Origin of the sequence: Deinococcus sp. JMULE3, from assembly GCF_013337115.1 — a bacterium.
Taxonomy (GTDB): Bacteria; Deinococcota; Deinococci; order Deinococcales; family Deinococcaceae; genus Deinococcus.
On sequence record NZ_SGWE01000004.1, the window covers coordinates 440,938 to 466,510 of the forward strand.

The following is a 25,573-nucleotide window of genomic DNA, read 5'->3' on the forward strand; positions in this document are numbered from 1 at the left end:
TTGACGTTCACTTTCGCGCAGGGGCGGGGTATGCTGCCGGGCATGACCGACAGTCAGACTGCCGCCACCCCGCAGGCCAGCATGCGCGCCATCCGCGTGGAACGCCTCGGGCCGCCCGACGTCATGCAGCTTCAGGACGCGCCCGTCCCCTCCCCCGCCCCCGGCGAGGTCCGCGTGCGGGTCGAGGCGGTCGGCATCAACTTCGCCGACGCGCTGGCCGTCGCCGGGGAGTACCTCACCCGCACCCGCGTGCCGTACACGCCCGGCATGGAATTCGCCGGGATCGTGGACGCCCTGGGTGAAGGCGTGCAGGGCGTGCAGGTCGGCACGCGCGTCGCCGCGCTGGGCGGCAGCGGCGCCATGGCCGAGTACGCCACCGTGCCCGCCGCCGCGCTGATCCCCGTCCCGCAATCCCTCAGCGGCGCGCAGGCCGCCGCGTTCCCCGTGTCGTACTTCACCGCGTACCACGGCCTGAAGACCCTCGGGCGCGGCGAGGCCGGCGAGTGGGTGCTCGTGCAGGCCGCCGCCGGGGCGCTGGGCACCGCCAGCATCCAGCTCGCCAAGGCCATGGGCATGAACGTCATCGCGCTGGCCAGCACCGACGAGAAACTGGACATCGCCCGCACCCTGGGCGCGGACGTCACGATCCTGCAGGACGACCCGGACCGCGTGAAGAAAGTCCGCGACGCAGCGGGCGGCAAAGGTGTGCCCCTGATCCTGGAGGTCGTGGGCGGCAAACGCTTCCAGGAGAGCCTCGACATGGCCGCCAGCCGCGGCCGGATCATCGTGATCGGCAACGCCAGCCGCGAACAGGCGAACCTGCGCCCCGTGGAGCTCATGAAACGCAACCTGACCGTCACGGGCCTGTGGCTGACCAGCCTCATGAGCGACGCGCCCGCCACCCAGGAAGCCGCCCGCGCCCTGGCCGACCTGGTCGGCAGTGGCAAGGTCGTCCCGCAGGTCGGCCCCACCTACGCCCTGGATCAGAGCGTGCAGGCCTTTACGGACCTCCTGAACCGCCGCACGACCGGCAAGGTCATCATCGAACCCGGCCGCTGACGGACATCCGCACAGAGAGCGCCACGTTCGACGCCCCTCCGCCGCGGGGGGCGTTTTCTGCTGCCATTCCTAGCCCGGCCCGACTCCGATCACGGGCTGATCATGCCCCGGAAGGCACAGTGCAGGCCAGCCCCGCTAACGCGCCCATAACGCGCGGGCGGGCACACTCGGTTTCACTCGTCCTCTCATCCATCCGGAGCGTCCCTGCCATGATCCCCACCCTGTTCCCAGACCGTCACCCCGTCGCGTTCCTCGTTCACCCCCGCACCGACGTCGCCGCCGATCTGGGCGGTATCTGCCGCCCGCTGGGCTGGGTGCCGAACGGCGTGTACGCGGCCGCGCTGCGCCGCCTGGAGTTCCCCAGTCCGGTCACGGGCACGATTCGCTTCGCGGACGACCCGGCCCGCACCGCCGGGTGGCTGATCACGGTGCCCCTGACGCCCCGCGACCTGCTGAGTGGCGGGCGGCGCGCTCAGCGGATCATCGGGCGGGCCGTGGACCGCGCCGCGCAGCTCGGCGCGCGCACCGTCGGGCTGGGCGCCCTGACCGCCCCGGCCACGGCGGGCGGCGCGGCCCTGCGGCACCGGACGGACATCGGCGTGACGAACGGAAACGCGTTCACGGCCGCCATGACCCTGCTGGGCGCACAGCGGCTGCTGGACGACCTGCCGGGCGACGCGCTGGTGGCGGTCGTGGGCGCGACCGGCAGCGTCGGCGGCTGCCTGACGCGGCTGCTCGCCGAGAGAACGCCGAATCCGCTGCTGCTCGTCGCGCGGAACGAGGCGCGGCTGCGGTCCCTGCGGGCCAGTCTCCCGGCCGGGCGGGCGGTCGCCACGACCGACCTGGACCGCGTGCGGGACGCGGACCTCGTGATCCTGCTGACGAGCGCCGAGGACGCCCTGCTGGGCTCCCGGCACCTGAAACGCGGCGCGGTCGTCCTGGACGACACCCAGCCGCGCAACACCCGCCCGGAGCTGCTGCTGGAACGCCCGGACGTGCGGATCGTGGACGGCGGACTGGTCAGCGTGCCCGGCGTGCAGCGGCGCGGGTTCATCGGCCTGCCGCCCGGCGTGGCGTACGCCTGCCTCGCCGAGACGCTCCTGCTGGGCCTGTGCGGGCACCGGGGGCACTACTCGCTGGGCAGCCCCAGTCCCGAGCAGGCGACGCTGCTGCTGGACGTGGCGCGGCAGGCGCGGCACCTGGGGTTCACGCTGGCCGCCCCTCACTCATTCGGGCAGCCGGTCACCGTGACCCGCCGCTTCGAGCCGCCCCTGCCCGCCGGGGTGGTCCCGCAGGACCGCCAGCGGGGCGAGGTGGTCGCGTGAACGCCCCCGCTCCCCGAAGTCCGGTCACGCGGGTGGTCGTCGTGGGCGGCGGGTACGTGGGCCTGGACGCCTGCCGGGCCCTGCGGCGCGGCGCGCGGCGGCAGCTGGCACGGGGCGAGGTGCAGGTCACGGTCGTGAATCCCACCCCGTACCACACCTTCCACGGGTTCACGGGCGAGGCGCTGGGCGGGCAGCTGGCCCTGTCGCGCACGCTGACGCCCCTGCGGCCCCTGCTGCCCGGCACAGAGGTCGTGCAGGGCACGGTCACGCGGGTGGACCTGACCATGCAGCGCGTGCAGGTGCGCGTCCCGGGCGCGGAGGCGACGTGGCTGCCGTTCGATCACCTGATCCTGGGAGTGGGCTCCGTGGACCCGTTCGGGCGCGTGCCGGGCCTGCGCGAGCACGGCTGGACGCTGAAACGCCCGCAGGACATGCAGGCGTTCCGCGCGCAGGTCGGGCTGCGGTTCGCCGCGCGCACCCCCACGACGATCAACGTGATCGGCGGCGGGTACGCCGGCGTCGAGATGGCCGCCGCGCTGCGTGAACGCCAGCAGCGCGAGGGCCTGCCGGGCGACGTGCACCTGATCAGCGCCGGAGGGGTGCTGGACACCCTCCCGCCCGAACTGGCGGGACTGCGCGCCCACGCCCGCGCGTCCCTGGAGGCGCTGGGCGTGCAGCTGCACGAGCACACCCGCGTGCAGGCCGTCGAACCGCTCGGCGCGCGCCTGGAGGGCGGCACGCTGCGCCGCGCGGACCTCACGCTGCTGGCCGCCGGGATCGCGCACACCGCCCTGCCCGGCACGGAAGGACTGCCCCGCGACGAACGGGGCCGCCTGCTGACCGACGAGTTCCTGCGCGTGACCGGCTGCCATAACGTCTGGGCCGGTGGGGACGCGGCGTGCGTCCGCCAGCCGCGCGGCGAGGACCCGGCGAACGCCCTGTACGCCATGAAACACGGCCAGTGCATCGGCCGGAACGTGGCCCGCAGCGTGCGCCGCCTGCCGCTGCGGCCCTTCCGGTACGGCGGGCTGGGGCAGAGTGCCAGCCTGGGCCGCTGGAACGCCATCACCGAACTGCGCGGCGTGACCTTCACCGGACCGGTCGCGTGGCTGATGCGCCTGCTGTTCTTCACGTGGTTCATGCCCAGCAAAGCGCAGGGAGGACGGGTCCTCCGGGACCTGCTGCGGCCCCCCGCCACCCCGCACGCCCCACTGACCGTCCCCGACGCCATGAGCGCCGCCGACTGACCAATCAAGACTGGTGGGCTGCAGGTCCCGTGGAATCCCCCCACGACCCACAGCCCACCTCCCTCAACCCCTTACTGCGTGAAGAAGCGCAGCAGGGGCCGCCACCAGGGGATGCCGAGCAGGATGGTCACGAGGCTCAGCGCGGTCCAGAGGGTCGCGGCGCGGAACTTGCCCTGGTCGGTGGGGGCCTTGCGGGCCTGCACGCTGGCGAGGGTGCCGAACACGGCGGCGATGATGCCCAGGCCCAGGTGCTCCCACTGGAAGCTGGCGCGCGGCGCACCGGCGAACACGGGGATGTTCTGCATGCCCATGAACGCGAACAGCAGCAGGCCCAGCACGACCTGCAGGTGCAGGCTGCCCATGAACATCACGACCGGGCGGCGGTCGGCGGGCGTGAAGGTCCGCCCGCCGGACGCGCCGGGCACGGTGCGGATCAGCGTCCAGATGCCCGCGATCAGGATCAGCCAGCGGTTGAGGTTGTGGAGGGTCAGGAGCACGAGGTACAGGGTCGCCATGACCGAAAGCCTAACCTGACCGCTCGGTAAGCTCAAGGGACAGGTCGGGCTCCAGTCAGCGAGCCGCTCAGAACACGACGGTCTTGTTGCCGTACACGAGCACGCGGTCTTCCACGTGCGCCTTCACGGCGCGGGCCAGCACCTGCCGTTCCACGTCCCGCCCGATCCGCATCAGGCTGTCGGGCGTCTCGCGGTGCGTGACGGGAATGACGTCCTGCGCGATGATCGGCCCGGCGTCGAGTTCCTCGGTGACGTAGTGGCTGGTCGCGCCGATGAGTTTCACGCCCCGGTTGAACGCCGCGCGGTAGGGGTTCGCGCCGACGAACGCCGGGAGGAACGAGTGGTGAATGTTGATCACGGGCCGCCCGAATGCGCGCAGGAAGTCCCCGCTGAGGATCTGCATGTAGCGGGCCAGCACGGCGAAGTCCGCGCCCGCCTCGTGCATCAGGCGGACCTGCTCGGCTTCCGCCTCGGCCTTGGTGTCCTTCGTGACGGGCACGACGTGGAAGGGAATGCCGAACATCTCCGCGTCGCGGCGCAGGTCATCGTGGTTGCTGATGATCAGCGGAATCTCGATGTTCAGTTCGCCCCGGCGCTTGCGCCACAGCAGGTCCAGGAAGCAGTGGTCGTAGCGGCTGACGAGCAGCGCCATGCGTTTGGGTTCCGTGGTGTACGCGACGCGCCACTCCATCCCGAAGGGCGCGGCGACGACGGTCGCGAAGGCCCGCTCGAACTGGTCCCGGGCGAGGTCCAGGCCCGCGAGGTGGAATTCCATGCGCATGAAGAACGTTCCGCCCGCCGGGTCGGTGCTGTGCTGGTCGCTGTGCAGGATGTTCGCGCCGTGGTTGTGCAGGAACTGCGAGACGGCCGCGACGATCCCGCCCCGGTCGGGGCAGGTGATCGTCAGGACGGCGGTGTTCAGGGGGTCGAGCGCGGCTGGTGGCACCGTCATATCCGGCGAGGATACCGCAGGCCCGCTGAAGGCACCGGCCCCTGTCTTGCCTGACGGCTGCCTTGCCTGTCGGCGAGGCGGGACGCCGTGGGGGCGCGCGGTGCTAGGCTCGCGGCCATGAGTGCAGATCTGCTTCCCTACGCCCCGGACCTTCACGCGGCCCTGCTGGCCGACTACTGCCTGTCGGCCGCGCCGGGCGAGCGCCTGCTGGTCGCCGGGGGGCAGGAGGCGACGCCGCTGATCCGCGCGGTGACGCGGGCGCTGCTCACGCGCGGCGCGCGGCCCGTGGTGCGCGTGGACTACCCGGGGCAGCTGGAGGACTTCGCGGAACTGGCCAGTGACGCGGTGCTGGACGCCATCCACCCGGCGGACCTGTCGGACGTGGAGGCGCTGGACGGCAGCCTGCGCGTCCTGACGCCCGCCGAGCCCCGGAGTGTGGACGCGGCGCGCCGGGCACGGCTGCTCGCGGCGAACGCGCCGGTCGCGTCGGCCCGCGCGCGGAGGAAGTGGAGCCTCACGCTGTACCCGACCGCGTACGCAGCGGCGCAGGCGGGCATGAGCGAGGCGCATTTCGGGGATTTCGTGATGCGCGCCATGTTCCTCGACCGCGCCGACCCGGTGGCCGCCTGGGGTGAGGTCCGCGCGACGCAGGCCCGCATCATCGAGCGCCTGACCCGCGCGGACGTCGTGCGGATCGAGGCGCCCGGCACGGACCTGAGCCTGCGCGTGGGGGGCCGCACCTGGGCGAACAGTGACGGCAAACGCAACATGCCCAGCGGCGAGGTCTTCACCGGCCCGCACGAGGACAGCGCCGATGGCGTCGTGACGTTCACGGTGCCCGCCGAGTACCAGGGCGTGATGGTGCGCGGCGCCCGCCTGGAATTCCGGGGTGGGCTGGTCGTGAACGCCAGTGCCGACGAGGGCGAGGCCGCCCTGCACGCCGCGCTGGACACCGATCCCGGTGCGCGGCGACTGGGCGAACTGGGCATCGGCACGAACGGGGGGATTCAGGTGCCGACCGGGAACATCCTGTTCGACGAGAAGATCGGCGGGACCGTGCACCTCGCGATCGGCAAGAGTTACCCGGAGACCGGCGGCGTGAACGCCAGCGCCGTGCACTGGGACCTGATCACCGACCTGCGACGGGAGGGCCGACTGAGCCTGGACGGCGAGGTCGTGCAGGAGAACGGACAGTTCCTGATCTGATCGGAGGGGCGTATCGCTGGACGCCTGCTGGTCTCATGTCCACTTCTGGACGCCGGATGAACCACCCATGAAGTGAATCTGACGGTCGCGTGAACACCCGTTCTGGTTGCGAGGAGCGGGGGCAGGTCAGACTTGAGTGGTGACCCCGCCGTGCCCGATCGAACGCCACCTGAGCCAGCCCGTCCCGGACTGGGCGCCGCTGGTGCAGGCGGCGTCCCCACTGCTGTTCGCCCTGGCCCGGCGGCACGACGTGCGCGACCCGGAGGAGTTCGCGTTTCAGGTGCTGCGCCGCGCCCTGGCCGAACGCCGGTGCTGGTCCCGTTCGGGCCTGCCGGGCCGGGTGTGGCTGTGCGGCCTGGCGCTGCAGGCGGCCCGCCCGGCCAGCCCCTCTCACCTGTCCGGCACGGCCGCCAGCTGACCCGAACACGACCCGCAGAGCCAACCCGCAGCGCGGACCACAGACGGAATCCGCAGGTGCATTACACACAAGGGAGGCGGCCCGCTCTACTCCGGAGCGGGCCGCCTCCTCTGCCGTGCGTTATACGGATTCCGTCTGTTTCGTTGACAACCCAAAACCGCACCGGGTTGCCAACTCCACGCCCGGAACCCGTTTTTCTCCTCCTCGCATCCGCTCGGGTTGAAAGATGTTGCACACCTTTCAACCGGAGTCCGTATTACTTCCTGTTGGGGTTGCTCAGGTCCTGCTCGGAGATGGCGCTGCCCTGCGCGGCGGCCTTCACGGTGCTGACCGGGGTGCGGCTCGTGGGGGCGGGCGCGGCGCTGCCGTCAGCGGACGCCTGCTGCGCATAGCTCTGGGCGCTGGCGGCAGGCGCGGTGCGGGTGAACGCGCCGACGCCGCTGCTGTAACTCGGGCTGACGTGCCCGCCGGGTCCCTTCTGGACGGTGCCGGGCTGCGCGTCGCGGTCGCGGGGCTGTCCGGCCTTGTCGAGCAGGTTGTCCGCGAAGGTTTCCAGGCGGGGCGTGACGACCTTGTCCATCAGGGTCTTCACGGCCAGCGTGCCCAGCGTGGCGACCAGGGCGCCGCCGACCCCGCCGCCCTTCTGGCTCTTCTGGGCTTTCATCAGGGCTTTCTGGTGCTTGGCGGGGCTCTGGGCGTCCACGTAGATCTTGCGGCTGCGGCGGAACTGACGGCCCACGACGATGCCCATCAGCGCGCCGACGGCGGAAGCCCCGCCGAGCATCTTCAGGGGGTCTTTCTGCATGTTGGCGTGCAGGCTGACCTGGCTGGTCAGGGCGTCGACGCTCTCCTGGAGGCGTTTGCGGGCTTCCTCGCGTTCGGTGAGGTACTCGGGCATGTCACTTGCCGCCTTTCTGCATGTCCTCGCGGAAGGTGGGGGTGGTGCTGACGCTGATCCCGGGGGCGTCCTTGAGCACCTTGGGTTCCTGCAGGTTGGGGTCGTGGTCGTGGTGCCCGCTGAGTTTCTTGTTCAGCCCGCTGCCGTAGTGGGAGGCTTCCCCGCCGGGTTTGCTCTCGTACACGGGCACGTTGACGGTGCCCTCCTCGGTGCGGACGGTGGCGACGCCGTCGGCTTCGTGCAGGACGCGGGTCTCACCGGCAGCGTGCTCCTGGGCGTCGCGGCGCAGTTCGACCTTCGGGCCGCTGCTGTTGTGCGAGTCGCGCGCGGCGTTGCTGCCGCTGGGCGCGGGGACGGGATTGACGGGCTGGCTGGGGGTGTGGTCGTCCATGCTGTCCCTCCGGGTGCGGGGTTCGTCCATGTGGACGTCCGCGCCGAGTTTCTTGATGCCCATGAAGATCAGGGCGCCGGTCACGACGAAGCTCAGGATCGCGATGATCAGCGCGGCGGCCCAGGCGCCCAGGCCCAGGCGCATCAGGCCGTAGAACACGGCCAGGATGATGAAGACCAGACCCAGGATGAGGGGACCGGTGGCGGCCAGCAGCAGCACCGCGCCGATGCCCTTGGCTTTGGCGATCTGACCGGCCTTGCGGGCGACGGCGCTGATCTCCGATTTGACGAGGGTCACGCCCGCGTCGAATACGTCGACCAGGGCGCCTCCCATGCTCTTGCGTTCTTCCATACTTCCTCCGGGTGAAGCCCTCACGTTTCATGAACGGGGGGCGTGAAGTGCCCCCAGCATAATGAACCTCGTGCCCCATGCCGCGCAGGCGAAAGAAAACCTGAATCCAGGCGCACATGCCCGGCCCCTGAGTGCCGCGCAGCGCAGCAACCTCTCGCCCGTGACGGCGTGGGGGTACGCGTGGTGGCGCTCACGGTCCCTGGCGCTGCTGGGTGCGCGCGGCTTCACCCTGGAGCGCGAGGCGGCCCTGTTCACCGCGCTGTGCCGCCCCGCTCCGGGGGAGCACTGGCTGGACGTGGGCACCAGCGCCGGGTTCTACGCGGGCGTGCTGACCCGCGCGGGCGCGCAGGTGACAGCGGCGGACCTGAGCCCGGCGATGCTCGCGGTCGCGGCGCAGCGTGAACGCAGCCCGCTCATCACCTGGGTGAACGTGAACGTGGAGGCCAGTGGCCTGCCGGACGGCAGCTTCGACGGGATCACGGTGGGCGCCACCCTGAACGAGACGCACGATCCGGCGCGGCTGCTGTCGGAACTGGCGCGGCTGCTGCGGCCCGGCGGGCAGCTGTGGCTGATGTACCTGCGCCGCACCGCCGGGCCGGTGCAGGGGCTGCTGTCCCGCCCGGCGCTGGGCGGCCTGACCTTCCCGGACGCGGCGTGGGTGGCGCGGCACCTGCCCGGTTGTGAACGCACGGACGGCCTGTCGGTGGGGGCCGTGCAGTTCGAGCGGTTCGTGCGCTCCGAGGTGCAGGCAGGGTCACCCGTACGGGCGGGGGTGGGCGGCACTCTGTAACAATCCGTGACGTCTCGCCCCCACGCCGCCTCGTACACTGCCTGCAAAGGAACCCCTAACGTGACTGACCTGACCTTCACCTCCGCATCCCCCCCGGACTCGACCGGGCCGTGGCGCACTGTCAGGACGTGACGCGGGAGCACAGCAAGACCTTCTACCTGGGGTCACGCTTCTTTCCCATGGCACAGCGACGCGCCGTGTGGGCCGTGTACGCCGCGTGCCGCGACGGGGACGACATCGTCGACGAACTCAGCGGCGCCTCCGCGCAGCAGGGCCTGGACCAGTGGTGGGCGCGCGTGCAGGGCGCGTTCGCGGGGCGGCCCGGCGATCACCCCATCGACACCGCGCTCGCCTGGGCGGCGCGCGAGTACCCCATTCCGCTGTCGGCGTTCGCGGAACTGCACGAGGGCCTGCGCATGGACCTGCGCGGGCACGAGTACCACTCCATGGACGACCTGATGCTGTACTGCCGCCGGGTGGCGGGCGTGGTGGGCTTCATGATCGCGCCCGTCAGCGGGTACAGCGGCGGTGAACGCACCCTGCACGCCGCACTGATGCTGGGGCAGGCGATGCAACTGACGAACATCCTGCGGGACGTCGGCGAGGACCTCACGCGCGGCCGGGTATACCTGCCCTCGGAGCTGCTGGCCGAGTACCGCGTGAGCCGCGCCGATCTGGACCGCGGCGTGGTCACGCCCGAGTACCGCGCGCTGATGCGGCACCTGAGCGCCCTGGCGCGCGAGTGGTACGCCGAGGGCCGCCAGGGCATTCCCTGCCTGCACGGCAGCGCCCGGCTGGCCGTGGCGACCGCCGCCCGCGCGTACGAGGGCATCCTGGACGACCTCGCCCGGAACGACTTCGACAACTTCGGGCGGCGCGCGCATGTCAGCGGCACCCGCAAACTGCTGATGCTGCCGCAGGCGTGGTGGGAACTGCGCAGCGCGCCCGCCAGCCTGTCCTGACCACCCGACCCGTCCTGAACACCCTGCTTTCACACCACGCCGCCCGCACGACTGGGGCGGCGGGAGGTTGCCACGAATGACTCCTGAATCCTCTCCCCTGCCTGCCTCTTCACGCCGCAAGACCGCCCTGATCGTCGGGGCGGGCATCGGGGGCCTGTCGCTGGGCATCCGCCTGCAGTCGCTGGGCTTCGACACGACCATCGTCGAGCGCCTGGACCAGCCGGGCGGACGCGCGTACCAGAAACGCACCGCCGACGGGTACGTGTTCGACATGGGCCCCACCGTGATCACCGTGCCGCACTTCATCGAGGAACTGTTCGCCCTGGAACGCGACAGGGGCATGCTGGCCGAGCCGGATTACCCCGCGCAGATCCTCGCCCCGGACGCCCGCGTGCGCGAGGGCGAGAGCGGCGGCGAACGCACCCGCGACTACGTGAAGCTCGTGCCGATCCTGCCGTTCTACCGCATCTACTTCGATGACGGCACGTACTTCGACTACGACGGCGATCCGGTCAGCACCCGCCGCCAGATCGCGGACCTCGCCCCCGAGGACCTCGCCGGGTACGAGCGCTTCCACGCGGACGCGCAGGCGATCTTCGAGCGCGGCTTCCTGGAACTGGGGTACACGCACTTCGGGGACATGCCGACCATGCTGCGGGTCGTGCCGGACCTGATGCGCCTGGACGCCGTACGCACGCTGTTCTCGTTCACCAGCAAGTACTTCCAGAATCCCAAGATGCGGCAGGTGTTCTCGTTCGAGACGCTGCTCGTCGGCGGGAACCCCCTGAGCGTCCCGGCGATCTACGCGATGATCCACTTCGTGGAGAAGACCTGGGGCATCCACTACGCGATGGGCGGCACCGGCGCGCTTGTGGACGCCTTCGTGCGCAAGTTCGAGGAACTGGGCGGCACGCTGCGCCTGAACGCCGGCGTGCAGGAGATCCTCGTGACCGACGACCGGGGCCGTCCGGTCCGCCGACCCGGCGGGAAGCGCGTGGCGCGCGGCCTGCGCCTGGAAAGCGGTGAGGAGCTGCACGCGGACATCGTCGTCAGCAACGGCGACTGGGCGAACACGTACCTCAAGCGCGTGCCCGCCGCTGCGCGCCTCGTGAACAGCGACGTGCGCGTCAAGGCCGCCCGCCAGAGCATGAGCCTGCTGGTCATCTACTTCGGGTTCCGCCGGGAAGGCCCGGAGCTGAACCTGCGCCACCACAACATCATCCTCGGGCCGCGCTACGAGGAACTGCTCACCGAGATCTTCGGGAAGAAGGTGCTGGGCCGCGACTTCAGCCAGTACCTGCACGTCCCCACCCTGACCGACCCCACCCTGGCCCCGGAAGGGCATCACGCCGCGTACACGCTGGTGCCCGTGCCCCACAACGCCAGTGGCCTGGACTGGAGCGTGGAGGGCCCGAAGCTGGTCGAGCGCGTGTACGACTTCCTGGAGGAACGCGGGTACATCCCGAACCTGCGCGAGCGCCTGACGCACAGCGAGTTCATCACGCCCGACTACTTCGCCCAGACCCTCGACAGTTACCTCGGCAACGCCTTCGGCCCCGAGCCGATCCTGGCGCAGAGCGCGTACTTCCGCCCGCACAACCGCAGCGAGGACGTCCGCAACCTCTACATGGTCGGCGCGGGCGCACAGCCCGGCGGCGGCACCCCCAGCGTCATGATGAGCGCCAAGATGACCGCCCGCCTCATCGCGCAGGACTTCGGCATCCACCCCAGCGTCCGCGACGGCGTGCCGGAACGGAACACGGCAGACCTGGCCGCCGACTGAGCCGCCCACCCGCAACGCGCCGCCCATGAATCCAGGGGCGGCGCATGCGCTAGGGTACGCCCGATGAGCGTGCCTTCCGTCACCCCCGACTGGTCCTATGAACGTGAGCACTGGCGGCGTGGGTACTTCCGCGTGGCGGGCGTGGACGAGGCCGGGCGAGGCGCGTGGGCGGGTCCGGTGACGGTCGCCGCCGTGATCCTGCCGGGCGCGGCGGCGGAGTACCCGTTCCGGGACAGCAAGCAGCTGAGTGCCGCGCAGCGTGAGGCGTTCGCGGCGCAGGTGCGCGAGGTGGCGGTGAGCTGGGCGGTGGAGCACGCCTGGCCGGACGAGATCGACCGCCTGAACATCCTGGGCGCGACGCACGCGGCGGCTCAGCGGGCCCTGGCGCGGCTGGACCCGGCCCCACAGGCGCTGATCACGGATTACCTGAAGCTCCGCACGGACCTGCCCCTGACGGCCCCCCCGAAAGCGGACGCGCTGAGCTACTCGGTGGCCGCCGCGAGCCTGCTGGCGAAGACGGAACGGGACCTGCTGATGTTGGACCTCGACGCGCAGCACCCCGGCTACGGCTTCGCGGGGCACAAGGGGTACGGTGCGCCCGCCCACCGCGCGGCCCTGCGCGACCTGGGCGTCAGCGAGGCGCACCGCCGGTCCTTCGCACCTATCCGGGCGCTGCTGAACGAACCCGAGCGGCTGCTGTAGCGGGCGGGGTACGCTCGGCGCATGACGATTCAGCAGGCTCAGGTCATCGCCGTCGCGCGGAACGTCACGCACCGCTTCAGCAAGACGCCACAGCCGAGCATCACGCTGCTGGCCGGGCTGGGCGTGCAGGGCGACGCGCACGCGGGCGAGACGGTGCGGCACCGCTCGCGCGTCCGGGCGGACCCCACGCAGCCGAACCTGCGGCAGGTGCACCTGATTCACGCCGAACTGCTTGGTCAGGTCGCGGCGGACGGCTTCCACGTGCAACCCGCCGACCTGGGGGAGAACATCACGACGCGTGGCCTGGACCTGCTGGCCCTGCCGCGCGGCACGCGACTGACCTTCCCGTCCGGCGCGGCGGTCGAGGTGACGGGCCTGCGCAACCCCTGCGCGCAGATCGACGCGTTCCAGCCGGGATTGATGCACCGCCTGATCGGCACGGACGACGCGGGCGACCCGGTGTTCCTCGCCGGGGTGATGGGCACCGTGCTGGAAAGCGGTGAGGTGACACCCGGTGACGCCATCCGCGTGACTCTGCCGCCGGAACCGCACGAGCCCCTGCGGCGCGTGTAGCCACGCCGGAAGCGCCCGTCTGGAGGTCGTGTCCGGACGCGGCGCGGCTTCCTGCTCTGGGTTGAGGTGGGGATCAGCCCTTCAGGAACTCGCTGACCTGCTCCGGGAGGTCGCCCGCGTCCATCAGGAACGCGTCGTGCCCGTGGATGCTGTTCAGTTCCACGTACCGCGCGTGCGGGAGGAGTGCCGCGCTGGCCTGCACCTCGGCGGCCGGGTACAGCTGGTCGCTGCTGATCCCGACGGCCAGAACGGGCGTGCGGATGGTCTGCAGTTCCGCGTCGCTGGGCTGGAAGGCGTCCATCGCGCCGGTCAGGGTGACGTAGGTGCGTTCGCAGAAGCGCGCGTGGAGTTTCTCGCCCTGATGGTGCAGGTAGGACGTGATGGCGGGGACACCCTGCCGCTGCCCGCTCTGGGTGGCGGCGAAACTCTCGGGGCTGCGGTAGGAGAGCATGGCGATCTGCCGCGCGACCTTCAGGCCTTCCCCGCCGGGCGCGGCGCGGATGGCGCTGCGGGCGGCGGTGTTCAGCCCGATCGCCCACGGGGAGTGGCGAGCCGGGGCGCCGATGATCACGGCCTTCTCGACGAGGTCGGGGCATTCGAGCAGCCACGCGTACGCGAGCATGCCGCCCATGCTGCCGCCCACGATCCGCACGCGCCTGACGCCCAGGTGCTCCAGCAGGGCGCGGCCCGCGCGGGCCAGGTCGCGCAGGGTCAGCGGGGCGTCCTGGCCGTTCAGGGTGGGCAGGTCGGCGGGGCCGCTGCTGCCCGCGCAACCGCCCAGGACGTTCGCGCAGATCACGTAGTCCCGCCCTGTATCCAGGGGTTTCCCTTCGCCCAGGAAGTCCGGCCACCACTCGTGCACGGCGCTCGTGCCGGTCAGGGCGTGCAGGACCAGCGTGGCGGTCTCCTGCGGCGTCCCGTAGGTGTGGTACGCCAGCCGGACGTCACTGACGGGCAGGCCGCAGTCGAGCAGCAGCGGCTGGGTCCGGAACAGCCGCGCGACCCGCAGGTGGGGGCGGTCCTCGGCGTGACATCGTTCGGGCGTGTCGTCCGGTGCGCTCAGGGGCATGGTGGGGGTGGTGGGGTGCGTCAGGGCGGTCACGCGTCCCCCAGGGTGGCGTCACCGGCCTCGACGAGCGCGGCAGCCAGCGCCTGCGCGAAGTCCTCGCGGATGTCGTCGATATGCTCGATGCCCACCGACACGCGCACCAGTCCGGGCGTGACCCCGGCGGCGCGCTGCGCGGCCTCCTCCAGCTGGCTGTGCGTGGTGCTGGCCGGGTGGATGACCAGCGTGCGGGTGTCGCCGACGTTCGCGACGTGCTGCGCCAGGGCCACCGAGCGGATGAACGCCTCGCCTGCCGCGCGACCGCCGCGCAGTTCGAAGGTCAGCACGGCGCCCGCCCCGCGCGGCAGGTAATGCTGCGCGCGGTCGAAGTGCGGGTGGTTACTCAGGCCGGGGTAGGTCACGCGGGCCACATCCGGGTGCGACGCCAGCCACGACGCCAGCGCGTGCGCGTTCTGCGCGTGCCGCTCGGCGCGCAGGCTCAGGGTTTCCAGGCCCTGCAGGAACTGCCACGCCTGCTGCGGGGCCAGGGTGGGTCCCAGGTCGCGCAGGCCCTCGGTGCGGGCGCGGATGATGAACGCCACGTTCGGCAGGCCCAGCGGGTTGCCCGCGCCGAAGGTCTCCCAGAAGTTCAGCCCGTGGTAGCTGGGGCTGGGTTCGGTCATCAGCGGGTACCGGCCGTTCCCCCAGTCGAAGGTGCCGCCGTCCACGATCACGCCGCCGATCCCGTTCCCGTGCCCGCCGATCCACTTGCTCGCCGAGTGCAGCACCACGTCCGCGCCGTGCTTCAGGGGCTGGCAGTAGTACCCCCCGGCACCGAACGTGTTGTCGACGATCACCGCGACGCCCTGCGCGTGCGCGGCGGCCGCGATCGCCTCGAAGTCCGGGATGTTCAGCGCGGGGTTCCCGATGGTCTCCAGGTACACGGCGCGGGTGCGGTCGTCGATCAGCGCGGTGAATTCCTCGGGGCGCTCGTCGCGGCTCGTGAAGCGCACCTCGATGCCCAGTCGTTTCAGGGTCACGCGGAACTGGTTCACGGTCCCGCCGTACAGGTTCGGGCTGGACACGATGTTGTCGCCCGCCTGCGCGACGTTCGTGATCGCCAGGAACTGCGCGGCGTGCCCACTGGCGACCGCCAGCGCGCCCACGCCGCCCTCCAGCGCCGCGACGCGGTCCTCGAACACGGCGTTCGTGGGGTTCATGATCCGGCTGTAGATGTTCCCGAACTGCCGCAGGCCGAACAGGTCCGCGGCGTGCTCCGGGGACTGGAACACGTAACTGTTCGTGGGGTAGATGGGCGTCTGCTGCGCGCCTGTGGTGGGGTCGGGCTTCTGCCCGGCGTGAACCTGCAACGTCTCGAACTTGTGCGCCATGACTGCGCCTCCTCGGTGGGGTGCGTCGGTGGGGCGCAAATGCAAATGGAGAAGCGCCCCTGCTCGGATGGACTCGAGAAGGGGCGCTGACATATCACCGCGTGACCTTCCCTCTTGCTCCCCGGCGGCGGTCATCGTCGACCCGCCTGCGGGGCTGGCCTTGGCACCGTGACGTGATGAGGTCCGGTTGCCGCGCCGTCTACGAGCCAGGTCTCTCGGGCGCTCTGAAGTGGGTCGCTCCACGCGGGAGCTGAGATGAAGCCTAGCGTGAGCCGGGCGCGGGGGTCAAGGGAGCTGTCCAGCTGTGGCATACGTCATATCGACACACCCATTCGGGGGAAAGAGGCTATGATGAGCCGGTCGTCCCATTTCCATGTGTCCACCCCTTCCGGGCCGGGCATGACATCCGCTTCCACGCTGCTCCTGCGCGGATCAGCCCACTCCTCCACCCCCATTCAGGAGACTCATGAACCACAAACTCGTCGCCACCGCCCTGCTGGGCGCGGCCCTGCTCGCCGGCTGCACCAAACCCAACACGCCCACACCCACCCCCGGCACGCAGACCGAATTCGGGAAACTGCAGGCCCTGAAACCCGGCACGCAGGACACCATCAACACCAAACTGAAGGTGAACATCGTGTTCGTCGGGTACCGCCAGACCCTGCCCGGTCAGGTCGCCACCGCCCGCCAGGTCAGCACCGCCGACTTCGACCAGATCCTCCCCGGCAGCTACGACGCCGTGAACCGCATCCCCAGCGCGTACGGCCGCACCGAGAAGACCGGCACCAGCTTCGACTTCGACTACAACTACGTCTTCGCCGACCAGACCTTCGAAGACGACTTCTTCAAGTTCGTCCAAACCAAGGAGGTCAGCCAGCCGGCAGCCCTGACCAGCCGCGAGAAAATCTTCAACTGCCAGGGCGACCCGACCTGCACCACCCCAGCAGGCAACATCACGCGCGCCATCGACGCGAACAACAACATCGTCGTCGACGCGCTGAAGACCGAGAACTGGCTGGCGGACAACGTGAGCCGCGTGGGCGTCAAGCCCGGCGAGTACACCATCTACTTCGTGAACTGGTACGACCGCCCGGACTTCAAGTTCCACAGCTACGCCCGACTGGACGCCAAGGACACCGACACGGGCGCGCCGTTCGGCACCTACTCGTCACGCCGCCTGATCGCCTGGGGCGGCAGCGCCCGCGAGAACGCCCCGGCGCAGCGCGTGTGGTTCTACGACCTGTCTGCCAACCCTGACCCCTGGACCGACGCGATTGACGTGACCAACCCGGATGTTGACGGCGACGAGGTCCCCGACTACCGCATGCCGCCCATCTGGGAGTACGGTACCCGCAAGGCGAACATCGGGTACGGCCGCAAGGTCAGCCCGGACCTGGCACTGGTCGCCCGCTACACCGCGATCAACCTGCTGTTCACGCCCAGCCCCATCTACCGCGCGGCCCTCACGCCGCCCGAGATGCCCGACACCATCAACCTGGACGTGCATGTCGAGCAGGGTGACGGCGCCGCCGATCCCGCCACCGTCCTGAAGAACGGCCTGCTGCAGGACCGCGTGAAGGTCCTGCAGCCGTTCGCGACCTTCAAGCAGTCCAGCAAGACCACTGCCCTGGACGGCGACCTCGCGGACGTGTACAAGTGCTTCTTCGGCGTCAGTGAGGACACCTGTTCGCCCGACTACGCCGACTTCAGCGGTGAGAAGCTGTTCCAGTTCGGCGTGAAGGAACTGCGCGAGACGTACAAGACCACGCCCGCCGGGACGTACAACCTGCCCATCTACCTGTTCAACGACAGCACGAACAGCCAGGGCGGCCTGCTGGGCGTCGCGTACGACGACGGCGAGACCGGCACGCAGAGCTTCGTGTACTCCTTCCTGACGCCCGACCTGCTTGACTTCGGGTACGGCTTCACGGACACCACCGTGCACGAGACCGGGCACCACCTCAGCCTGAGCCACCCGCACGACGGGTACGACAGCGAGCAGAACCTCTCGTACGGCCCCAGCGGCGACTTCCACTTCGTGAACACCGGCGACCAGAGCGCGACGATCATGTCCTACAACGACCTGTCCCGCACCTTCGGGCAGTTCAACCTGGACAGCCAGTACCGCTACCTGACCGCCGCGTACCTGAACAACACGAACGCCATCCTGGAACTCGTGCGCCGCGCCAACAAAGCGGGCAGCGTCAGCAGCGCCGCGCAGAGCGCCGACAGCAAGTTCGTGCAGGCCAAGACGAAGTACGACGCGCTGGACTACCTGGGTGCCGCGCAGCTCGCGCACGACGGGTACCGCAGCGTCCTGAGCGCCGCGAAGAGCGCCGGCGTGTCCGTCACCGCGTACAAGTGGTACGAGAACCTCAACGGCCTGGAAGGCCTGAGCGTCGGCCAGGGCGCCAAGATGCGCTTCAGCCCGACCTTCAAGGCCCAGACGGGCGTGGTCGCCTTCCCCGAGGAGACCGCCTACCAGCGCAAACTGCGCCTCTCGAAGTAAGGCTCACAGCAAAGGAACCCGGTCCAGGTGGCCGGGTTCTTTCGCGTGTGGGCTGTGGGCTGTGGGCTGTGGGCTGTGGGCTGTGGGCTGTGGGCTGTGGGCTGTGGGCTGTGGGCTGTGGGCTGTGGGCTGTGGGCTGTGGGCTGTGGGCTGTGGGCTGTGGGCTGTGGGCTGTGGGCTGTGGGCTGTGGGCTGTGAAACAGCCGTACCGTGATTGTTTCGGCGGGTCAAGCCCCTCCCCTGCCGAATCTGGAGGTGGGAGGTATCGCGCTTCAGGCCTTCCGGAGGAGTTCCGTCAGGCGCAGGTAGGCCTGCGCGGTGACCTGCACGTCCCCGAAGGAGCGGTGGCGCCCACCGGGCGCGAAGTTCAGGCCCAGCCGCTCGGCCAGCACCGTCAGGTTGTGCGCGCGTTCACGGGGGAAGGCGCGGCGCGAGAGCTGCACGGTGCAGTACTCCGCCTGCGGGTTCCAGTTCAGGCCCGCGCGGGCGGCGTTGGCGCGCATGAACCCGGCGTCGAAACCGATGTTGTGCGCCACGACCGGCCAGCCGTTCACGAACTCCAGGAATTCCGGCAGGACCTCATGGATGGTGGGCGAGGCGCGGACCATGTCGTTGCTGATGCCGTGCACCTTCTCGGCCCGCCAGGGGATCAGCATGGCGTCGCCGTCGGCGGTGGTGGGGCGCACCAGGGTCTCGTACCGCTGAGCCTCGTCCACCTGCCCGTCCACGATGCGGACGGCGCCGATCTCGACGATGCCGTCGCGTTCCGGCGAGAGGCCCGTGGTTTCCAGGTCGAACACGACAACATTCACGCCCCGCAGGGTAGCGCGTGCGGGGCGCGGGGGGTGGTCAGGGCTGGAGTCGGGCCAGGGCCCCACGCAGCACGTCGGCGGGAGTGTCGCGGGCCGTGACGTGCAGCGTGATCGCGTCGGGCTCGTCGGGCTGTGGGGGTTGCAGGGTGGTCAGCTGCGAGGGCAGGAGGTCGGGTCCGGCGTAGTGCCCGTGGCGGTGCCGGAGGCGGTCGCGCAGCAGGTCTTCGGGGACGTGCAGGTGCAGGAAGCGGGTGCCGGGGGCGCGCAGGGCGTCGCGGTAGGGGCGTTTCAGGGCGGAGCAGGCCAGGATCACGCGGTCGTGGGCGTCCAGTTCGGCGCGCAGGCGGGCCAACCAGGGGGCGCGGTCCGCGTCGGTCAGGGGGTGCCCGGCGTGCATGCGCGCGCGGGCCTGGGGGGTGTGATGGTCGTCGCCGTCCAGGAACGGGGCGTGCAGCGCGGCGCCCAGGGCACGGCCCAGGGTGGTCTTGCCGCTGCCGGAGACGCCCATGACGACCACGCGCAGGGGGCCGGGGGTCACGCGGTTCGCACCGGGGTGCAGGCGCCCAGGGCGGCCAGGGCTTCCTCCTTGCCCTTGGCTTCCACCTCGATCCAGGGGACGTCGTGGTACGCGGCGGGCAGGTGCGTGATCAGATGGCTGTGGCGGCGGTCCTGCGGGCCGTCCAGGCCGTTGCTGAGGTGCACGACCTGCCACTCTGGGGGCGTCCAGGTGCGGCGGGCGGCCAGGACCCACTCGCGGACGCTGGGGTGGTCCTGGTCGGGCAGGTGGTCGTGGACGACGTGGTGGTGCGCGTCGAACACCAGTGGGGTGCCGGTGGCCTCGCAGACGGGCATGAGGTCGCGGGGGCTGTAGGCCCGCTCGTCGTTTTCCAGGCCCAGGCGCAGGCGGACCGATTCGGGCAGGTCGGGGATGATCGCCTGGAGTTCCTGGGCGCGGCCGCCCTTGCCGCCGTGCAGGAGCAGGAGGTTCCAGGGGCTGCGCTCCAGGCCCAGGGCGTCCATGACGTGCGCGTGGGTGGTGATGGCGCGCAGGCTGCTCTCTCTGACCTCGGGGCGGTCGCTGTTCAGGACGATGAACTGCTCGGGGTGCATCAGGACGCGGATGCCGTGATCCTGGAAGGCGTGCCCGGCGTCCCGCAGTTGCGGCGCGAGGTGCGCGAGGACCTGCGCGCCGGTGTCGTCGCCTTGCAGGTCCAGCATGGGGAACAGGCTGGAGCTGAGGCGGTACAGGCGGATGCCGCGCGCGGCGCAGTAGTCGGCGGCGCGGCGCACGCGGGCGGTGTTGTCGGCGTACAGGTCGAGCAGCGTGCCGTACCGCTGGTCTGCCGTCAGGGCGCGGTAGCGGGTGAGGGTGATGGTGCGGAAGCGGATCTCGGGGCCGGTGGTCAGACAGACCAGTCCGTAGGTGGGAGCCGTCACGTGCGGTCCCGTTTCGCGGCGGCGCGGCAGCGGTCCGAGCAGTACTTGACGGTGTCCCAGTCGCGCGCCCACTTCCTGCGCCAAGTGAAGGGCAGGCCGCAGTGGGCGCAGATTTTACTGGGACGCTGGCTGGGCGGGCGTCCACCGCCGAAGGGGCGTTCCGGGCGAGGCATCGTTGCCAGCATGGCGCGGCGGGGCGCGGCGTTCCGTAGGCGGGGGTGAAGTTCCCTTCACGGGGCGGGTTCGTTCGGCGAGAAAACGTATTCAGCCGGCCGGGAACGTCGTCTGTCGAGAGACCGCCGGGGCAGGAAGCTGTCATCACGCAGGATCGCGGCTGTGCAGCACCGGTTTCCGCGTGATTCCGGGCAGTGCCGGGGCCATGATTCGCGCCCAGCGAGCAGATTCACCGCTGGCCGGATTCGTTCGACTCGTGAGCAGTTTTGACGCTCTGGCGCATGAATCCCAGCGTGATCCGGATTCTTGACAGCGCTTTCAGAATCCCTTACGCTCCGGGTAATCCAACGTCCGCCGACCCCGAGCCGCCGGGGTCCCTGCCACCGTCCCACCCCCTGGGACGCGGCGCCCTCTGCCCTGCGCCCCACGCGCCAAGGAGAACCCCCATGCCCAGATCACCCCTGCCCATCCTGCTGCCCGTCACGCTGCTGCTCGGCGCCTGCAACCTCACCGGGGCCAGCACCGCCACGCCCGTCTGGGCCGACGAATTCAACGGCACCCAGCTGGACACCAGCAAGTGGAGCTACCAGACCGGCAACGGCTTCATGAACGGCAACGACTACGTCGCCGGGTGGGGCAACAACGAACTGGAGTACTACACCGACCGCGCCAGCAACGTCAGCGTTCAGGGCGGCAACCTCGTGATCACCGCCAAGAAGGAACAGTTCACCGGTCCCACCGGGAACACCACCGGCACCTTCGACTGGACCTCGGGGCGCGTCCGCACCGCCGGGAAGTTCAGCCGCACCTACGGCAGGTTCGAGATCCGCGCCAAATTCCCCAGGGGCAAGGGCTTCTGGCCCGCCGTGTGGATGCTCCCCGAAACCCCCAGCCCCTACCCCGGCTGGGCCGCGAACGGCGAGATCGACATCGCCGAGGGCTGGGGCAGCAAACCCACCGAACTCGCGCAGACCATCCACTACGGCGGCGTGTGGCCCAACAACGTGTACAAGGGCGAAACCGTCACCTTCGCCAACGGCGGCACCATGGACCAGTGGCACACCTACGCCGTCGAGTGGACGCCCGGCAAGATCCAGTGGTTCATCGACGGGAAACTCACCAGTGAAAAGACCCAGTGGTGGAGCGCCAAGAACAATCCCCCCACCAGCGACGCCGACCTGAACGCCTGGCCCGCCCCCTTCGACAAGCCCTTCCACCTGCTGCTGAACCTCGCCGTGGGCGGCAACTTCGACGGGAACCCCGACGCGACCACCCCCGACCAGGGCCAGATGCTCGTGGATTACGTCCGCGTGTACGGCATGCAGAATGAGAACGGCAGCGCCGGACCGAAACCCGACATGACCTACCCCTGGACGCCCAGACCCGCCCGCCCGGCCCTGCCCGACGGGAACCTCGTGTACAACGGGTCGTTCGACCTCAGTGACACCGATCCGCTGGTGACGCCCGACGCCACCTCGCTGAGCGGCGTGAACAACAGCAAGTTCTGGACCATGTACACCAGCGACGGTCAGGTCACCCTGAGCAACGACGCGGGCGCCCTGAAGGCCGACATCACCAACGCCGGGAGCGTCGCCTACGCCGTGCAGGTCCGCCAGGACGGCCTGAACATCGAACTGGGCGGCAAGTACGAGGTCAGCTTCGACGCCTGGGCGCAGACCGCCCGTCCCGTCACGATCAAGGTCGGCGGCGGCCCTGACCGGGGCTACGCCGCGTACTCCGGCGAGAAGACCGTCCAACTGGGCACCACGAAGGCACGCCAGACCCTGACCTTCGACATGAGCGCCACCTCCGACGCCGCCGCCCGCCTGGAATTCAACCTGGGGAACGCCGGGACCGGCCCGGTCTGGATCGACAACGTGGTCATCAAGCGCGTCGGGAACGCCGCCGGAGCCCGTCCGCCCGCCGCCGACGGCAACCTGCTGTACAACGCCGCGTTCACGCAGGACGCCACCGCGACCGTTCCCGGCATCGCGGGCGTGCCCGGCAGCGCGTACTGGAGCACCTGGAGCAACGTCCCCGAACGCCTGAGCACCAGCGTCAGCGGCGGCACGGTCACCCTGAACGTCACGAACGTGGACCCCAGCAACAACTGGCACGTCCAGCTGAACCAGACGAACGTGCCCGTCACGGCCGGGAAGTCCTACACCCTGACCTTCAAGGGCAAGGCCACCGACGCCCGCGAGGTCGCCGTGGTCATCGGCGAGAACGGCGGCAGCTTCACCCGCTACCTGGACGGCAAGGCCGCCCTGACCGGCACCGAGCAGACCTTCACGTACACCTTCACGGCGCCCGTCACGAACATCGGCGCGCAGTTCCAGATCCTCGGCGCGGTCGGCGCGGCGGGCAGCAACTACGGCCTGAGCTTCCGCGACTTCCGCCTCGTGCAGAACCCCTGACCTGAACGGACCTCTCCCCCACCCCGGTCACGCGACCGGGGTGGTTTTTCTAACTGGTCACTTCTGCTTGCAGGGTCAGGCCTCTCATCGCATACTTGGTCAAGCAAGCCTTGCATTGCAAGACATGACTGCGGAGGTCCACTTGAATCCACTGAAATCCGGCACCATCGACCTCGTCATCCTCGCCGCCCTGCAGGAACAGCCCCGCTACGGCCTGGAACTCGCGCAGCACATCGGCACCCGCAGCGGCGGCCTGTTCGAACTCAGCGAGGGCAGCCTCTACCCCGCCCTGCTGCGCCTCAGCCGCGCCGGACTCATCGAGGGTCAGTGGCACCCCACGCCCGGCGGCGGCAGCCCCCGCAAGGTCTACACCCTGACCGACAGTGGCGGCCAGGAACTCACGCGGCGGCGCGGCGAATGGCAGAAACTCCAGGCGGCCGTGAACGCCCTGATCAGCCGGAGCCTCGCGTGAGCCGCGTGTCCCGCTACGTCCGCCGCGCCACCACCGGCCTGCCCCGCCACGAACGCCTGGAGGTCGCCGCCGAACTCCGCACCCACCTCCTCGACCGGGTGCGGCAACTGGAGGCCGAAGGATTCAGCCGCGAGGAAGCCGAGCATCTGGCCGTGACCGCCATGGGGCGCCCGGCGGGCACCAACCGCGCCCTGCTGGGGCACGTGTTCACCACCGCTCTGGGCTGGACGGTCCTGACCGCCCTGGTGATCGGGGGCGGAGGCTGGTGGGTGTGGACCCGCGTGCCCCTCCCACTGCCCGGCGTGCGCGAGGCCAGCTGGAACTGGTCGAAGGAACTGAGCAGCGACGACCTGCGGGACATCCTGGGATATGAGTACGCCCCGCGCGGGCAGATGCTGGCCGGGACCCTGCGCGTGCCGCCGCGCACCGAGTGGGTGTACGTGGCCATTACCCCGGTCGGCAGCGGAGCGGGGCGCGGGAGCGGCTACTGGGCCATGCACCGGCTGGCGCCCGCACCCGGTCTGGGGCCCAACCGGGTTCGCCGCGCGCAGGTGGTGCTGGGCAGCAGCGTCTGGGAAACGGGACGGTGTGGCGGGAACGGGCTGGCCCTGTATGAGGACATGCGCTGGCCCGCCGAGCAAGGCAGGATACGGGGCTCTCCGCAGTGTCTGGCAACCCTGCCCCCCAGAACAACCGTGGAATGGGTCCAGAGCTCTTGGGGCAGGACCAGCTGGATGGTCGGTCAGGTCCGGAGCGACCATCACCGCGCGGCCCGGCCCCTTCCGATGAACACCTGGACGCCGCTGGCGCTCTACGGCCTGGATTACCGGAAGCTGGGCAGCAAGCAGCAGAGCGTGATCTGGCGCGGGGACGGCCAGGGTATGAAAGCGGCGTACCTGTATTCCGTGATGCCTGCAGATCACCAGATGCATCAGGCGGTCTTCCCGAATGAACCTGCTTCTCTATCGGGCCGATTCGACTGGGGACGGCACGCGCTCGGGCTGCCGAAACCGGACCTGCGGCTCAGCCGCTGACGGTCTCGCGGCCCAGCGCGGCGTGAGCTTCGAGCAGCAGCGCTTCGGTCTCGTCCCAGCCGACGCAGGCGTCCGTGACGCTCAGGCCGGGGATCAGGGTGCTCAGGTCGGCGGGGATGCCCTGCTTGCCGGGGCGGAGGTTGCTCTCGATCATCAGGCCGCGCACGGCGTCCTGTCCGGCGGCGCGCTGGTGCAGCACGTCGCGCCACACGAGGCTCTGGCGGGTGTGGTCTGAGCCGCTGTTGGCGTGCGAGCAGTCCACCATGACGGCCGGGGTCAGTCCGGCGCTGCTCATGAGTCCGGCGGCCTCCGTGACGAACTGCGGGGCGTAGTTGGGGCCGCCGCGGCCGCCGCGCAGGATGACGTGCCCGTCGGGGTTGCCCAGGGTGTGGACGATGCAGGCCTGTCCGTCGTCGTCAATGGTGAAGAACGCGTGCGAGGCGCGCGCGGCGACGATGGCGTCCACGGCGAGTTTGATGCCGCCGCCCGTGCCGTTCTTGAAGCCCATGGGGGCGGACACGGCGCTGCTCATGACGCGGTGCGTCTGCGACTCGGTGGTGCGAGCGCCCAGGCAGGCCCAGGCGACGGCGTCGAACACGTACTGCGGCGCGAACGGGTCCAGGAGTTCCGTGGCGACGGGCAGGCCCAGTTCGCTGACCTGCACCATGAGTTTGCGGGTGAGTTCGAGGCCCTTGTTGATGTCGTTCGTGCCGTTCATGTCCGGGTCGAGCAGGTAGCCGCGCCAGCCGACGGTGGTGCGGGGCTTGTCGACGTACACGCGCATGTGCACTTCCAGGCGGTCTTTCACGCGTTCTCGCAGGTCAGCGAGGCGGCGGGCGTAGTCGAGCGCCTGCTCGTGGTCGTGGATGGAGCAGGGGCCGACGACCACGAGCAGGCGCTCGTCGCGGCCGTGCAGGATGTCCTGCGCGGCTTTGCGTCCGGCCAGGACGGTCGCCTCGGCCTGCGGGGTCAGGGGGTGCAGGGCTTTCAGGGCGCGGGGGGTGATCAGGGGCGTGAAGCCGCTGACGTTCAGGTTCTCGGTGCGGCCAGCGTGGATGGTGGGTTCGGGGTGCGTCATGGCGGGTCTCCTGGGGTGTACGGCAGCGCCCG

The 25,573-nt window shown here is 70.3% G+C and carries 25 protein-coding genes and 1 riboswitch; of the genes, 14 read left to right on the top strand and 11 right to left on the bottom strand.

What is annotated here, in order from left to right; all coding sequences use genetic code 11:
* Nucleotides 1–42 precede the first annotated feature (42 nt).
* The 3 genes from EXW95_RS04900 to EXW95_RS04910 all read left to right on the top strand — a co-directional run bounded on the left by EXW95_RS04900 (nt 43) and on the right by EXW95_RS04910 (nt 3,631).
* Nucleotides 43–1,059, top strand: a complete 1,017-nt coding sequence (locus EXW95_RS04900; protein ID WP_254605502.1) for an NADPH:quinone oxidoreductase family protein — start codon at nt 43–45, stop codon at nt 1,057–1,059.
* A 209-nt stretch (nt 1,060–1,268) separates the two neighbouring features.
* Nucleotides 1,269–2,384 carry a semialdehyde dehydrogenase gene (locus tag EXW95_RS04905; protein ID WP_174366518.1) on the top strand — a complete coding sequence of 372 codons (1,116 nt, stop codon included), beginning with the start codon at nt 1,269–1,271 and terminating at the stop codon, nt 2,382–2,384.
* The gene (locus tag EXW95_RS04910; RefSeq protein WP_174366519.1) at nt 2,381–3,631 is read left to right on the top strand and encodes an FAD-dependent oxidoreductase; all 1,251 of its coding nucleotides are present in this window, start codon (nt 2,381–2,383) and stop codon (nt 3,629–3,631) included. Before EXW95_RS04905 ends, EXW95_RS04910 begins: the two co-directional genes overlap by 4 nt.
* Before the next feature lie 71 nt (nt 3,632–3,702).
* Here the strand turns inward: EXW95_RS04910 and EXW95_RS04915 are convergent, their stop codons facing one another.
* Both EXW95_RS04915 and purU read right to left on the bottom strand, forming a co-directional pair.
* Nucleotides 3,703–4,146 (bottom strand): hypothetical protein, encoded by a 444-nt coding sequence (locus tag EXW95_RS04915; RefSeq protein WP_174366520.1) that lies wholly within the window; start codon nt 4,144–4,146, stop codon nt 3,703–3,705.
* Nucleotides 4,147–4,213: 67 nt separating this feature from the next.
* A complete protein-coding gene (gene purU / locus EXW95_RS04920; protein WP_174366521.1) occupies nt 4,214–5,098 on the bottom strand; it encodes a formyltetrahydrofolate deformylase in 885 nt (294 codons plus the stop codon).
* A 117-nt stretch (nt 5,099–5,215) separates the two neighbouring features.
* Between purU and EXW95_RS04925 the strand changes: the two genes are divergently transcribed.
* Together EXW95_RS04925 and EXW95_RS04930 are read left to right on the top strand one after the other, a co-directional pair.
* Entirely contained in the window at nt 5,216–6,304 is a 1,089-nt protein-coding gene (locus tag EXW95_RS04925; RefSeq protein WP_174366522.1) for an aminopeptidase, read from the top strand.
* Between the two features lie 139 nt (nt 6,305–6,443).
* Nucleotides 6,444–6,722: a hypothetical protein gene (locus EXW95_RS04930; RefSeq protein ID WP_174366523.1), complete on the top strand. Its 279-nt coding sequence runs from the start codon at nt 6,444–6,446 to the stop codon at nt 6,720–6,722.
* Between the two features lie 256 nt (nt 6,723–6,978).
* Here EXW95_RS04930 and EXW95_RS04935 read toward each other — a convergent pair whose 3' ends face one another.
* Nucleotides 6,979–7,620: a hypothetical protein gene (locus tag EXW95_RS04935; RefSeq protein WP_174366524.1), complete on the bottom strand. Its 642-nt coding sequence runs from the start codon at nt 7,618–7,620 to the stop codon at nt 6,979–6,981.
* 1 nt (nt 7,621) lies between these two features.
* Nucleotides 7,622–8,362: a phage holin family protein gene (locus EXW95_RS04940; RefSeq protein ID WP_174366525.1), complete on the bottom strand. Its 741-nt coding sequence runs from the start codon at nt 8,360–8,362 to the stop codon at nt 7,622–7,624.
* A gap of 61 nt (nt 8,363–8,423) precedes the next feature.
* Between EXW95_RS04940 and EXW95_RS04945 the strand changes: the two genes are divergently transcribed.
* From EXW95_RS04945 to EXW95_RS04965, 5 genes are all read left to right on the top strand, one after another.
* Entirely contained in the window at nt 8,424–9,152 is a 729-nt protein-coding gene (locus EXW95_RS04945; protein ID WP_174366526.1) for a class I SAM-dependent methyltransferase, read from the top strand.
* Between the two features lie 128 nt (nt 9,153–9,280).
* Nucleotides 9,281–10,114: a phytoene/squalene synthase family protein gene (locus EXW95_RS04950; protein WP_174366527.1), complete on the top strand. Its 834-nt coding sequence runs from the start codon at nt 9,281–9,283 to the stop codon at nt 10,112–10,114.
* A 76-nt stretch (nt 10,115–10,190) separates the two neighbouring features.
* Complete coding sequence (gene crtI, locus EXW95_RS04955) at nt 10,191–11,897, top strand: phytoene desaturase family protein (RefSeq protein WP_174366528.1); 1,707 nt, start codon at nt 10,191–10,193, stop codon at nt 11,895–11,897.
* A gap of 63 nt (nt 11,898–11,960) precedes the next feature.
* Entirely contained in the window at nt 11,961–12,599 is a 639-nt protein-coding gene (locus tag EXW95_RS04960; RefSeq protein WP_174366529.1) for a ribonuclease HII, read from the top strand.
* Nucleotides 12,600–12,620: 21 nt separating this feature from the next.
* Nucleotides 12,621–13,172, top strand: coding sequence for an MOSC domain-containing protein (locus EXW95_RS04965; protein ID WP_174366530.1), 552 nt, complete (start codon nt 12,621–12,623; stop codon nt 13,170–13,172).
* Nucleotides 13,173–13,245: 73 nt separating this feature from the next.
* Here EXW95_RS04965 and EXW95_RS04970 read toward each other — a convergent pair whose 3' ends face one another.
* Nucleotides 13,246–14,274, bottom strand: coding sequence for an alpha/beta fold hydrolase family protein (locus tag EXW95_RS04970; RefSeq protein WP_371809911.1), 1,029 nt, complete (start codon nt 14,272–14,274; stop codon nt 13,246–13,248).
* The gene (locus tag EXW95_RS04975) at nt 14,271–15,608 is read right to left on the bottom strand and encodes an O-acetylhomoserine aminocarboxypropyltransferase/cysteine synthase family protein (protein WP_174366531.1); all 1,338 of its coding nucleotides are present in this window, start codon (nt 15,606–15,608) and stop codon (nt 14,271–14,273) included. Before EXW95_RS04975 ends, EXW95_RS04970 begins: the two co-directional genes overlap by 4 nt.
* A gap of 140 nt (nt 15,609–15,748) precedes the next feature.
* Nucleotides 15,749–15,843, bottom strand: a riboswitch (SAM riboswitch).
* 231 nt (nt 15,844–16,074) lie between these two features.
* On the opposite strand from EXW95_RS04975, the gene EXW95_RS04980 reads away from it, so the two are divergent.
* On the top strand, nt 16,075–18,117 hold the full coding sequence (locus EXW95_RS04980; protein WP_174366532.1) for a hypothetical protein: 2,043 nt from the start codon (nt 16,075–16,077) through the stop codon (nt 18,115–18,117).
* A 272-nt stretch (nt 18,118–18,389) separates the two neighbouring features.
* Here the strand turns inward: EXW95_RS04980 and EXW95_RS04985 are convergent, their stop codons facing one another.
* From EXW95_RS04985 to EXW95_RS21270, 4 genes are read right to left on the bottom strand one after another with little or no spacing between them, the layout of a single operon-like run.
* Nucleotides 18,390–18,929: a 3'-5' exonuclease gene (locus EXW95_RS04985; RefSeq protein ID WP_174366533.1), complete on the bottom strand. Its 540-nt coding sequence runs from the start codon at nt 18,927–18,929 to the stop codon at nt 18,390–18,392.
* 37 nt (nt 18,930–18,966) lie between these two features.
* Entirely contained in the window at nt 18,967–19,467 is a 501-nt protein-coding gene (locus tag EXW95_RS04990) for a gluconokinase (RefSeq protein WP_371809912.1), read from the bottom strand.
* Nucleotides 19,464–20,366: a UV DNA damage repair endonuclease UvsE gene (uvsE, locus tag EXW95_RS04995; RefSeq protein ID WP_371809913.1), complete on the bottom strand. Its 903-nt coding sequence runs from the start codon at nt 20,364–20,366 to the stop codon at nt 19,464–19,466. The genes EXW95_RS04990 and uvsE overlap by 4 nt, the downstream gene beginning before the upstream one ends.
* The gene (locus tag EXW95_RS21270) at nt 20,363–20,551 is read right to left on the bottom strand and encodes a DUF2256 domain-containing protein (protein ID WP_174366535.1); all 189 of its coding nucleotides are present in this window, start codon (nt 20,549–20,551) and stop codon (nt 20,363–20,365) included. The genes uvsE and EXW95_RS21270 overlap by 4 nt, the downstream gene beginning before the upstream one ends.
* Before the next feature lie 435 nt (nt 20,552–20,986).
* On the opposite strand from EXW95_RS21270, the gene EXW95_RS05005 reads away from it, so the two are divergent.
* The 3 genes from EXW95_RS05005 to EXW95_RS05015 all read left to right on the top strand — a co-directional run bounded on the left by EXW95_RS05005 (nt 20,987) and on the right by EXW95_RS05015 (nt 24,463).
* Nucleotides 20,987–22,957, top strand: a complete 1,971-nt coding sequence (locus EXW95_RS05005) for a carbohydrate binding domain-containing protein (protein WP_174366536.1) — start codon at nt 20,987–20,989, stop codon at nt 22,955–22,957.
* Between the two features lie 142 nt (nt 22,958–23,099).
* Nucleotides 23,100–23,429 (top strand): PadR family transcriptional regulator, encoded by a 330-nt coding sequence (locus EXW95_RS05010; protein ID WP_254605505.1) that lies wholly within the window; start codon nt 23,100–23,102, stop codon nt 23,427–23,429.
* Complete coding sequence (locus EXW95_RS05015; RefSeq protein WP_174366538.1) at nt 23,426–24,463, top strand: permease prefix domain 1-containing protein; 1,038 nt, start codon at nt 23,426–23,428, stop codon at nt 24,461–24,463. The genes EXW95_RS05010 and EXW95_RS05015 overlap by 4 nt, the downstream gene beginning before the upstream one ends.
* On the opposite strand, the gene EXW95_RS05020 is transcribed toward EXW95_RS05015, so the two are convergent.
* Nucleotides 24,453–25,541: a 3-deoxy-7-phosphoheptulonate synthase gene (locus EXW95_RS05020; RefSeq protein WP_174366539.1), complete on the bottom strand. Its 1,089-nt coding sequence runs from the start codon at nt 25,539–25,541 to the stop codon at nt 24,453–24,455. The genes EXW95_RS05015 and EXW95_RS05020 overlap by 11 nt on opposite strands.
* Nucleotides 25,542–25,573 lie beyond the last annotated feature (32 nt).

What these genes read in the sequence shown, in the direction of transcription:
- EXW95_RS04900 (WP_254605502.1), top strand. Translation starts at nt 43, where the DNA reads ATGACCGACAGTCAGACTGCCGCCACCCCGCAGGCCAGCATGCGCGCC.
- EXW95_RS04905 (WP_174366518.1), top strand. Translation starts at nt 1,269, where the DNA reads ATGATCCCCACCCTGTTCCCAGACCGTCACCCCGTCGCGTTCCTCGTT.
- EXW95_RS04915 (WP_174366520.1), bottom strand. Translation starts at nt 4,146, where the DNA reads ATGGCGACCCTGTACCTCGTGCTCCTGACCCTCCACAACCTCAACCGC.
- purU (WP_174366521.1), bottom strand. Translation starts at nt 5,098, where the DNA reads ATGACGGTGCCACCAGCCGCGCTCGACCCCCTGAACACCGCCGTCCTG.
- EXW95_RS04925 (WP_174366522.1), top strand. Translation starts at nt 5,216, where the DNA reads ATGAGTGCAGATCTGCTTCCCTACGCCCCGGACCTTCACGCGGCCCTG.
- EXW95_RS04935 (WP_174366524.1), bottom strand. Translation starts at nt 7,620, where the DNA reads ATGCCCGAGTACCTCACCGAACGCGAGGAAGCCCGCAAACGCCTCCAG.
- EXW95_RS04940 (WP_174366525.1), bottom strand. Translation starts at nt 8,362, where the DNA reads ATGGAAGAACGCAAGAGCATGGGAGGCGCCCTGGTCGACGTATTCGAC.
- EXW95_RS04945 (WP_174366526.1), top strand. Translation starts at nt 8,424, where the DNA reads ATGAACCTCGTGCCCCATGCCGCGCAGGCGAAAGAAAACCTGAATCCA.
- crtI (WP_174366528.1), top strand. Translation starts at nt 10,191, where the DNA reads ATGACTCCTGAATCCTCTCCCCTGCCTGCCTCTTCACGCCGCAAGACC.
- EXW95_RS04960 (WP_174366529.1), top strand. Translation starts at nt 11,961, where the DNA reads ATGAGCGTGCCTTCCGTCACCCCCGACTGGTCCTATGAACGTGAGCAC.
- EXW95_RS04965 (WP_174366530.1), top strand. Translation starts at nt 12,621, where the DNA reads ATGACGATTCAGCAGGCTCAGGTCATCGCCGTCGCGCGGAACGTCACG.
- EXW95_RS04975 (WP_174366531.1), bottom strand. Translation starts at nt 15,608, where the DNA reads ATGGCGCACAAGTTCGAGACGTTGCAGGTTCACGCCGGGCAGAAGCCC.
- EXW95_RS04980 (WP_174366532.1), top strand. Translation starts at nt 16,075, where the DNA reads ATGAACCACAAACTCGTCGCCACCGCCCTGCTGGGCGCGGCCCTGCTC.
- EXW95_RS21270 (WP_174366535.1), bottom strand. Translation starts at nt 20,551, where the DNA reads ATGCTGGCAACGATGCCTCGCCCGGAACGCCCCTTCGGCGGTGGACGC.
- EXW95_RS05005 (WP_174366536.1), top strand. Translation starts at nt 20,987, where the DNA reads ATGCCCAGATCACCCCTGCCCATCCTGCTGCCCGTCACGCTGCTGCTC.
- EXW95_RS05020 (WP_174366539.1), bottom strand. Translation starts at nt 25,541, where the DNA reads ATGACGCACCCCGAACCCACCATCCACGCTGGCCGCACCGAGAACCTG.